Annotated in this window: 9 protein-coding genes; 7 read left to right on the top strand and 2 right to left on the bottom strand. The window is 70.3% G+C overall.

Translation table 11 applies throughout. The annotated features are described in order from the left end of the window. From E6C70_RS07310 to E6C70_RS07280, 7 genes are all read left to right on the top strand, one after another. The coding region (locus E6C70_RS07310) for an ATP-grasp domain-containing protein (protein WP_136423635.1) at positions 1 to 769 on the top strand (769 nt) is incomplete at its 5' end. A 28-nt stretch (positions 770 to 797) separates the two neighbouring features. After that, positions 798 to 1,685 (top strand): succinate--CoA ligase subunit alpha, encoded by an 888-nt coding sequence (sucD, locus tag E6C70_RS07305; RefSeq protein ID WP_136423633.1) that lies wholly within the window; start codon positions 798 to 800, stop codon positions 1,683 to 1,685. A 166-nt stretch (positions 1,686 to 1,851) separates the two neighbouring features. Next, on the top strand, positions 1,852 to 3,303 hold the full coding sequence (locus E6C70_RS07300) for a hypothetical protein (RefSeq protein WP_136423631.1): 1,452 nt from the start codon (positions 1,852 to 1,854) through the stop codon (positions 3,301 to 3,303). Between the two features lie 33 nt (positions 3,304 to 3,336). Next, positions 3,337 to 4,614 (top strand): cell division protein PerM, encoded by a 1,278-nt coding sequence (locus E6C70_RS07295; protein ID WP_136423629.1) that lies wholly within the window; start codon positions 3,337 to 3,339, stop codon positions 4,612 to 4,614. Between the two features lie 9 nt (positions 4,615 to 4,623). Beyond that, complete coding sequence (purN, locus tag E6C70_RS07290; RefSeq protein WP_136423627.1) at positions 4,624 to 5,217, top strand: phosphoribosylglycinamide formyltransferase; 594 nt, start codon at positions 4,624 to 4,626, stop codon at positions 5,215 to 5,217. After that, positions 5,214 to 6,809, top strand: coding sequence for a bifunctional phosphoribosylaminoimidazolecarboxamide formyltransferase/IMP cyclohydrolase (purH, locus tag E6C70_RS07285; RefSeq protein ID WP_136423626.1), 1,596 nt, complete (start codon positions 5,214 to 5,216; stop codon positions 6,807 to 6,809). Before purN ends, purH begins: the two co-directional genes overlap by 4 nt. Before the next feature lie 117 nt (positions 6,810 to 6,926). Continuing rightward, the gene (locus tag E6C70_RS07280) at positions 6,927 to 8,036 is read left to right on the top strand and encodes a Glu/Leu/Phe/Val dehydrogenase family protein (RefSeq protein WP_235833311.1); all 1,110 of its coding nucleotides are present in this window, start codon (positions 6,927 to 6,929) and stop codon (positions 8,034 to 8,036) included. Positions 8,037 to 8,046: 10 nt separating this feature from the next. On the opposite strand, the gene E6C70_RS07275 is transcribed toward E6C70_RS07280, so the two are convergent. Together E6C70_RS07275 and E6C70_RS07270 are read right to left on the bottom strand one after the other, a co-directional pair. Further along, positions 8,047 to 8,823 carry an ABC transporter ATP-binding protein gene (locus E6C70_RS07275; protein WP_136423624.1) on the bottom strand — a complete coding sequence of 259 codons (777 nt, stop codon included), beginning with the start codon at positions 8,821 to 8,823 and terminating at the stop codon, positions 8,047 to 8,049. Next, the gene (locus tag E6C70_RS07270) at positions 8,820 to 9,716 is read right to left on the bottom strand and encodes an ABC transporter ATP-binding protein (protein WP_136423622.1); all 897 of its coding nucleotides are present in this window, start codon (positions 9,714 to 9,716) and stop codon (positions 8,820 to 8,822) included. The genes E6C70_RS07275 and E6C70_RS07270 overlap by 4 nt, the downstream gene beginning before the upstream one ends. Position 9,717: the final 1 nt, after the last annotated feature.

Raw genomic sequence — 9,717 nt, 5'->3', positions numbered from 1 at the left:
GGCGCTCGCCCGCGTCGAGGTCGACCCCGGAGCCGGGCTGGACCTGGCGACCGCCAAGGAGGTCGCCGTGGCGGCCAAGTTCCCCGCAGAACTCGTCGACAAGGTCGCACCGGTGTTCGTGAAGCTGTACGACGTGTACACCGGCGAGGACGCCACGCTCGTCGAGGTCAACCCGCTCGTGCTCACGGAGGAGGGCGAGATCATCGCCCTCGACGGCAAGGTCTCGCTCGACGAGAACGCCGACTTCCGGCACCCCGACCACGAGGCCCTCGAGGACAAGGCCGCCGCCGACCCGCTCGAGGCCAAGGCCAAGGCCGCAGACCTCAACTACGTCAAGCTCGACGGTCAGGTCGGCATCATCGGAAACGGTGCCGGGCTGGTCATGTCGACACTCGACGTGGTCGCCTACGCCGGCGAGGCGCACGGTGGCGTCAAGCCAGCCAACTTCCTCGACATCGGAGGCGGAGCATCCGCCGCCGTCATGGCAGCGGGCCTCGACGTGATCCTCGGCGACGAGCAGGTCAAGAGCGTCTTCGTCAACGTCTTCGGCGGCATCACGGCCTGCGACGCCGTGGCGAACGGCATCGTCGGAGCCCTCGACACGCTGGGCGACAGCGCCAACAAGCCACTGGTCGTGCGCCTCGACGGCAACAACGTCGAAGAAGGCCGCCGCATCCTCAACGACTACAACCACCCGCTCGTCACCCTCGCCGCCACCATGGACGAGGGCGCCGACAAGGCCGCCGAACTCGCGAACGCCGCCGCGTAGGCCACGGACCAAGGACAGGATTCAAGAAATGTCGATCTTCCTCAACAAGGACTCCAAGGTCATCGTGCAGGGCATCACCGGCGGCGAGGGCACCAAGCACACGGCGCTCATGCTCAAGGCAGGCACTCAGGTCGTCGGCGGCGTCAACGCCCGCAAGGCCGGTACCACCGTCACCCACGGCGACGTCGAGCTGCCCGTGTTCGCCACCGTCGCCGAGGCGATCGAGGCGACCGGGGCCGACGTCTCCATCGCGTTCGTGCCGCCGGCGTTCACCAAGGACGCCGTCGTCGAGGCCATCGAGGCCGAGATCCCTCTGCTCGTCATCATCACCGAGGGCGTCCCGGTGCAGGACTCGGCCGAGTTCTGGGCGCTGGCGAAGTCGAAGGGCGACAAGACCCGCATCATCGGCCCGAACTGCCCCGGCATCATCACCCCCGGTGAGTCCTTGGTCGGCATCACGCCCGCCACGATCACCGGCAAGGGCCCGATCGGCCTGGTCTCCAAGTCGGGGACGCTGACCTACCAGATGATGTACGAGCTGCGCGACCTCGGTTTCTCGACGGCCATCGGCATCGGTGGAGACCCCATCATCGGCACGACCCACATCGACGCGCTCGCGGCGTTCGAGGCCGACCCCGAGACGAAGGCGATCGTCATGATCGGCGAGATCGGCGGTGACGCCGAGGAGCGCGCGGCCGACTTCATCAAGGCGAACGTGACCAAGCCCGTCGTCGGCTACGTCGCAGGTTTCACCGCGCCCGAGGGCAAGACCATGGGCCACGCCGGGGCCATCGTGTCGGGTTCCGCGGGGACCGCGCAGGCCAAGAAGGAGGCCCTCGAGGCCGCGGGCGTGAAGGTCGGCAAGACGCCGAGCGAGACCGCGCGCCTCATGCGCGAGGTGCTCGCCGCACTCTGACGCTCTGAGGAGATGGTGCGCTGAGAAGATCATGCACTGAGAAGAAGGGGCCTGTTCGTCACGACGGGCCCCTTCTTCGCGTCAGCGTCACGGCATCGCGATGCCGTAAAGAAACGCGACGTGCCGCACCTCCGTTCGCTACCCTGTGGACACGGAGGGGGCGAGCATGGCACGGATGACAGCGGCGCAGCTGCAGGATGAGATCGACCGCCTCGCCGCCGAGAACGCGGCCCTCCGCCTCGAGCAGCAGGATCAGCTCTCGGTGCTGGCGAGCGAGAACGCCGAGCTGCGCGTCGAGGTGGACGAGCTGCGCAGCGTGACGCGGCTCGAGGTCGCCGACGCGATCGAAGAGCATGTCGTCGCGACGAGCGGTCGTCGGAGCCGCTGGTGGACCGTGCTCTCGGTCTGCCTCATCGTGATCGGACTCGTCCTCGCCCCGGCCGCGGTGGTCGCCAACTGGGCGGCCAACGAGTTGACCGACACCGACCGGTTCGTGGCGACGTTCGCGCCACTGGCCGACGATCCGGCCGTACAGGCGTACGTCGCGGACGAGATCGTCACGACGATCGACGCGAACCTCGATGTCGAGGGCATCACCGATCAGGTGTTCGACGGCATCGACAGCCTGGGCCTGCCGCCTGCGGCGTCCAACGCCCTCAAGCTCCTGCGGAAGCCGGCGGTGTCCGGGATCAATTCCCTCATCGACAACACGGTGAACAAGTTCGTGAAATCGCAGGCGTTCTCCGACACCTTCGCTCAGACCCTGCGCATCACGCATGGGCAGCTCAACGCCACCCTCGCGGGCGATCCGAATGCCGCCGTGTCGATCAGCAAAAACGGCGAGATCGGCATCGAGCTCGGGCCCATCATCGCGCAGGTCAAGACGGCCCTCGTGAACAACGGACTCACGTTCGCGCAGAACCTCCCGGCCATCGACAAGACCATCGTGGTGGCCCAGTCGGATCGCGCCGCCACGCTGCAGACCGCCTACGGCCTCGGCGTCGCCGCCGGTGCCTGGCTGCCGTGGGTGTCTCTGGCCTTCCTCGTCGCCGGAGTGCTCGTGGCCAGACGAAGGCTCATCGCACTGCTCGCCACCTCGATCTCGCTCGCGATCATCATGATCCTGCTCGGAAGCGGGCTGCGGATCGGCCGGATCATCTTCATCGCCTCGCTCTCGCCGCTCGTGATGCCGACGGATGCCGCGGGCTCCATCTACGACGCGGTGGTGCGGTTCGTCGACGCGACCATCCTCGCCGTGGCGGTCCTCGCGATCACGGTCGCCGTCGTCACCTGGCTCAGCTCCTCCTACCGGGTTCCCGTCGCGCTGCGTTCCGTCTACGGCGGCTGGGTATCAGCGCTTCGCCGTACGGGGGATGCCCGCGGCGTGACCACCGGCCGGTTCGGCGCGTGGCTCTACCGGCAGCGCGTGCTGGTGCGGGTGGCGATCGGCGTCATCGCCGCGGCCGTCATCCTGTTCGTGCGACCGCTCACTCCCGCGGAGATCGTCTGGACGGCTGTGATCGCGCTCGTCCTCCTCGGCGTGAGCGAACTGCTCCAGCGTCCGGTCATCGTGGTGCCGGAGGAGGCGGAGGAGGACACCCCGGTCGTCGTCGGCTGACCTGAGCGTCGCGGCGGTTAGGCTGCGAGTCGGATGAACCGCACAACGACAGCACTGCTCGCCGCTCTCGAGGCGTTCATCGCCGTCGCCGTCGGGCTCGCCATCCCCACCGTCGCCCTCACCGTCGTCTGGGGCGTCAGTCTCGGCATGGGTGTGGACTGGATCGGCTTCTGGCGCGCGGCCGCCGACGTGTGGCTGCTGGGACATGGCGTGGACGTGCTGGTGACCCTTCCGAGCACTCTGGCCGCCGGCACCGGACTGCCGGGAGCGGAGCAGCCCTTCTTCATCACCATCGCCCTGCTCGGCTTCGGGACGCTGACGGCCGTGTTCGGCGTGCGGGTGGGCCGACGGGCGGCGATCAGCGGGTCGCGGATGGTGGGCATCCTCGTCGCGGTCATCGTGTTCGCAGCACTCACCGCTGTCGTGCTCTTCAGCGCGGGGGACGTCATCGCCCGTCCGTCGCGGGTGCAGGGACTCCTCCTGCCGGTGCTCCTCTACGCCGCGGCGGCGATCATCGGTTCCGAGTGGGAGTCCTCCCGACTGCCGGCGGCCCAACAGGACGGAACGGCGCGCACCATCCGGCGCCTGATCGCGCGATGGCCCGCCGGACTCCGCTCCGGTGTGGCGGCTGCCGCCCGCGGAGCGACAGTCGCGGTCTCCGGCATCATCGCCGCTGCCTCCGTGCTCGTGACCATCGCGCTGGTCACGAACTACTCGACCATCACGAGCCTGTACGAGACCCTGCACGCCGGGGCGATCGGCGGCGCCGCGATCACCGTCCTTCAACTCGCGCTGCTTCCCAACGTCATCGTCTGGGCCGCCTCCTGGCTGATCGGCCCGGGATTCGCGCTCGGTGTCGGCACCGCGGTCTCACCCGCGGGAACCACCATCGGCACGTTGCCCGGCCTGCCGCTGTTCGGCGCCCTCCCGCACGGTGCGGCGAGCGTCGGATGGCTCGGTCTCGTGGTGCCCGTGCTGCTGGGAGCGGCGGGCGGATGGGTGGCCGGTCGACGCCTGCCCGACGGGTCATCGACGATGGCCCGTCTCGCGACAGGTCTCGGAGCGGGTGCCATGGCGGGAATCGCACTGGGGGTGCTCGCCTGGTTCTCGGGTGGGGCCGTCGGACCCGGTCGTCTGGCGCAGGTGGGGCCCGATCCGTGGGTCACCGGGGCTCTCGCCGCCGTCGAGGTGGGCGTCCCCGCCGCGCTGCTCGCGGTGCTCGCGGGACTGCGAGGCCGGTGGGCGGATGAGGATCCGGAACCCCAGCGGAGGACGTCGCTGCCGTCGGAGGCCGCCACCCTCAGCCGGTAGGCTCGGGGAGTGCTCTCGCTCGTCGTGCTGATCTCCGGAGGGGGATCTAATCTGCGTGCGCTCCTGGACGCCTCGCGCGACGCCGAGTTCCCCGCCCGCGTCGTGGCCATCGGAGCCGATCGCGACGCCGACGGTCTCGCGCTCGGCGAGGAGTACGGCATCCCGACCTTCACCGTCACCTACACGGCCTTCGCCGACCGCGTGACCTGGGGCGATGCGATGCTCGAGCAGATCCGTGCGTGGGATGCCGACCTCGTCATCCTCAGCGGCTTCATGCGCATCTTCCCGCCGCGCGTCGTCGCGGCCCTCAGCCCGGCCATGATCAACACGCATCCGGCCTACCTACCCGAGTTCCCGGGCGCCCACGGAGTGCGCGACGCCCTTGCCGCGGGGGTCGACCTCACCGGTGCGAGCGTCATCGTCGTGGACAACAGCGTCGACGGCGGCCCGGTGATCGTGCAGGAGCGGGTGGCCGTGCACCCCGGAGACACCGAGACCACCCTGCACGAGCGCATCAAACCGGTCGAGCGGCGCCTGCTCATCCAGACCGTCCTCGACATCGCCAACGCCCACATCAGCCTCGAGGAGCTCTCCCGATCATGAGCGGTCCCCGCCACGACAACAGCCTGTATCGCGAACGCGACCGGGTGCCCATCCGCCGCGCGCTGCTCTCGGTGAGCGACAAGACGGGTCTCGTCGAACTGGCCGCGGCGCTCGCCGGCCAGGGCGTCGAACTCGTCTCGACCGGGACTACCGCGGCGACCATCCGCGACGCCGGTTTCGACGTGACGGATGTCGCGAGTGTCACGGGCTTCGCCGAGGCGCTCGACGGCCGGGTGAAGACCCTGCATCCCGCCATCCACGCGGGCCTGCTCGCCGACCTGCGCCTCGAACACCACGAGGCGGAGCTTCTGGAGCTCGGCATCGCGCCGTTCGAGCTCGTCGTCGTCAACCTCTATCCGTTCGCAGCCACCGTCGCGTCCGGCGCGACCAACCTCGACACCGTCGAGCAGATCGACATCGGCGGCCCGGCGATGGTGCGCGCCTCGGCCAAGAACCACGGCAACGTGGCCATCGTGATCGACCCCTCCCGCTACCCGCAGATCGCCGACGCCGTCGTGTCCGGGGGCACCACCCTCGAGCAGCGGCAGTCCCTCGCGCTCGAGGCGTTCCGTCACACCGCCGCATACGACGTCGCCGTCGCCTCGTGGCTCGGAGCCGCCGTCGCGCCGGACGGCGATCCGTTCCCCGGCTGGATCGGCGAGGCGTGGACGCGCGAGCAGGCTCTGCGCTACGGCGAGAACTCGCACCAGGCCGCCGCGCTCTACAGCAGCACGCGCGGGCGCGGGATCGCGCAGGCCGAGCAGTTGCACGGCAAGGAGATGTCGTACAACAACTTCGTCGATGCGGATGCCGCCGTGCGCGCGGCCTACGACTTCGCCGTGCCCGCGGTCGCGATCATCAAGCACGCCAATCCCTGCGGCATCGCCATCGCGGGCGACGACGACCGCGACCCGATCGCGTCCGCGCACGAGCGAGCCCACGCGTGCGATCCGGTGTCGGCCTACGGGGGAGTGATCGCAGCGAACCGCACGGTGACGCGGGCGATGGCCGAGACGGTCGCCGGCATCTTCACCGAGGTGCTGGTCGCGCCCGACTTCGACGCCGAGGCCCTGGAACTCCTCCAGGCCAAGAAGAACATCCGACTGCTGCGCCTGCCCGCCGACTTCGAGCCGACGGGCGTCGAGCTCAAGCAGATCTCCGGTGGCCTCCTGCTGCAGCAGACCGACGCCCGGTTCGCGCCATTCGACGAGTGGACGCTCGTGGCCGGACCCGCTGCCGACGAGGCCACGCGCGCCGACCTCGAGTTCGCCTGGACGGCTTGTCGTTCGGTCAAGTCCAACGCGATCCTGCTCGCCGCCGGAGGCGCATCCGTCGGTGTCGGCATGGGACAGGTCAATCGGGTCGACTCCTGCAAGCTCGCCGTCGAGCGCGCGGGTCAGCGCGCCGCTGGCTCGGTCGCGGCATCCGACGCCTTCTTCCCCTTCGCCGACGGGCCCGAGATCCTCATCGCGGGCGGCGTACGCGCGATCGTGCAGCCCGGAGGATCCATCCGCGACGCCGAGGTCATCGCGGCGGCGGATGCGGCGGGAGTGACCATGTACCTCACCGGCGAGCGGCACTTCTTCCACTGACGAGTCCCGCCGTGCCGTCGCTGCCTAGACGGCGTCTCCGGCGGGTACCCTGAGAGAGGCGCACACCCCGCGCCGCACCGATCTGCCCACGAGGCAGCACACTCAGGAGACTCGACGATGACTCTCGTAATGCCCGCGTTCGCATCCGCAGCACACCAGCCCCACGACGCCCAGCGCATCGAACTTCCCGACTTCGACCATGAGCGGGTGCTCGTGGTCACCGGCGCCCGATCCGGTCTGGTCATCATCGTGGCGGTGCACTCCACCGTCCTGGGTCAGGCTCTCGGCGGCGCCCGCCTCTGGGCGTACGACGACTGGCAGGACGGCCTCGCCGACGCCCTTCGTCTCTCCGCCGCGATGACGCTCAAGAACGCGGCAGCCGGCCTCTCGCGCGGAGGCGGCAAGGCCGTCATCGTCATCCCCCGCGGAACAACCCTCACCGAGGAGGGCCGCAGTGCCGCGATGCTCGACCTCGGAGACGCGGTAGAAAGCCTCGGCGGCAGTTACATGACCGCCGAGGACGTCGGCACGAGCGCCGAACTGATGGCCGTGGTCGCCCTGCGGACCGCGCATGTCTGCGGTCTCCCGCCCGAGCAGGGCGGCGTCGGAGAGCCGGCGGACGCCACGGCGGAGGGTGTCCTGGCCGCCATCCGTTCCACCCTGCAACGTCTCGACGGCACGGACGACGCGGAGGGACGTCACATCGTCATCTCCGGGCTGGGCAATGTCGGCTCCCGCGTGGCTCGTGCTCTCTCCGCAGCGGGGGCTCGGCTGACCGTCGCTGACGTGAACGGGGCGAGGCGAGCGCTCGCAGATCAGTTGGGCGCCGCGTGGGTGGCGCCGGACGAGGCCCTGACCACGCAGGCCGATCTCCTGGTGCCCTGCGGTCTGGGCGGGGTGCTCACCTCGGCCACGATCGCCGGCCTGCGCGTGAAGGCGGTCGTCGGCGCGGCGAACAACCAGCTCGCCGACCGCACGGGCGCTCGCCTGCTGGCGGGGCGCGGCATCTTATGGGCACCCGACTTCGTCGTGAATGCCGGCGGCGTGATCTATCTCGACGCGGCGTCGCGACCGGACGCCGATCTCGACGGCATCGCGCGTCGTGTCGATGGCATCGCCGACACCGTGACGCGGGTGTTCGCGGATGCCGAGGCCTCCGGCATCACCACCCTCGAGGCGGCCGAACGCCTCGCCGCCGAGCGCCTGCACCGGCCGCTCACCGTGTGAGCCCGCGGCGTCAGTCGACGCTCCGGTGCCGGCCGCGTTGCTGACCGACCTCCGAGTCCGACTCGGGTGCGTCGTCGGCTTCGATCGACTGGTCGGTCGCGTGGGCGTGCGCCGAACGGATGATGCGACCGTCGTGGAGTTCGAGCACGCGATCGGCTCGAGCGACCAGGACCGGGTCGTGGGTGGACACCACCGCGGCGATCCCGCGCTCGCGCACCAGTGACGCGATGAGGTCCATGATGGTCGCGGCGGTTCCACTGTCGAGCTGGGCCGTGGGCTCGTCGGCCAGCAGGATGCGCGGATTCGTGACCAGGGCGCGCGCGATGCCGACCCGTTGCTGCTGGCCGCCCGAGAGCTCTCCCGGTCGCTGTTTCGCATGATCGGACAGGCCGACCAGCTCGAGCGCCTCGGCGACCCGTCGATCGCGCTCGATCGGATCGGTGCGCTCCAGCCGCAGTGGCACCTCGACGTTCTCCTCCGCCGTGAGCACGGGGATGAGGCCGAAGCTCTGGAAGATGTAGGCCAGTCCGCCGCGCCGGAGCGTCGCGAGGGCGTCGTCGTCGAGGCCGCCGATGGCCACGCCGTCGATCCATATCTCGCCGGAGTCCGGCCGATCGAGGCCGCCGAGAAGGTTGAGCAGGGTGGTCTTGCCCGCGCCCGACGATCCGCGTACGACGAGCAGTTCACCGGCGTGAGCCTCGACGGACACCCCGTCGCAGGCGCGGACGTCACCCCCGGGCGACGCGTAGACGCGCATCAGGTCGGTGGCGAGCAGTGCCGGGGTCATGACGGGTCCTCTCCGGTGGGTGCCGCATCCGTCGCCTCGGGCCAGACCCCGACGTGGTCGTCCTCGAGGGCGAGCCGCACCCGATCGCGCAGCGACAGGGCGGCGACGAAGTCCTGCGGCAGCTGCAGGCGGCCCACGCGGTCGAGCACGGCGAACTCCTCGGCGGTCGCGTGCTCGCGACCCTCCTCGTCGGTGCGGCGACTGCGCAGCACCTCGGTCGACGTGCGCCCGTCGCGGATCTGCACCGTGCGGGCGACGTGCTCCGAGACGGATGCGTCGTGCGTCACGATGAGCGTGGTCACCCCGAGCCGCTCGTTGACGCTGCGCATCGCCTCGAGCACGGCGGCGGAGGTGGCGTCGTCCAGCTCACCGGTCGGCTCGTCCGCGAGCAGCACGCGCGGCCGATTGGCGATGGCCACGGCGATGGCGACCCGCTGTTGCTGGCCGCCCGACAGCTGCGCGGGCCGGCGGTCGGCCAGGTGATCGACGTCGAGCGCCGAGAGCACCTCGTGGACGCGCTCGTCGCGGCCCTTCCTGAGTCCCGCGACCGCGAGCGCCGCCGCGACGTTGCCCGCTGCGTCGAGATAGGGCAGCAGGTTGCGGGCGGTCTGCTGCCAGATGAAGCCGACGCTGCTGCGCTGGAAGCCCACCCGCTCGCGACGCCTCATCGCGACGAGGTCGTGCCCGGCCACCCGAGCGGTGCCGGCGGTCGGTGCATCCAGGCCCGAGAGGATGCCGAGGAGGGTCGACTTCCCCGAGCCCGACGCCCCGACGAGGGCGACCAGCCCTCCCGACTCCACGCGCAGATTGAGTCCTTGCAGGGCCTGTACCTCGACCCCTTGGGCCGTGAAGATGCGCACCAGGTCGGTGCAGACGATCTCGGCGTCGCTCATG

Origin of the sequence: Orlajensenia flava (assembly GCF_004801905.1) — a bacterium.
Lineage (GTDB): Bacteria > Actinomycetota > Actinomycetes > Actinomycetales > Microbacteriaceae > Orlajensenia > Orlajensenia flava.
The sequence above is the reverse complement of the archived record's forward strand: the minus strand, read 5'-3'. Positions and strand labels throughout refer to the sequence as shown.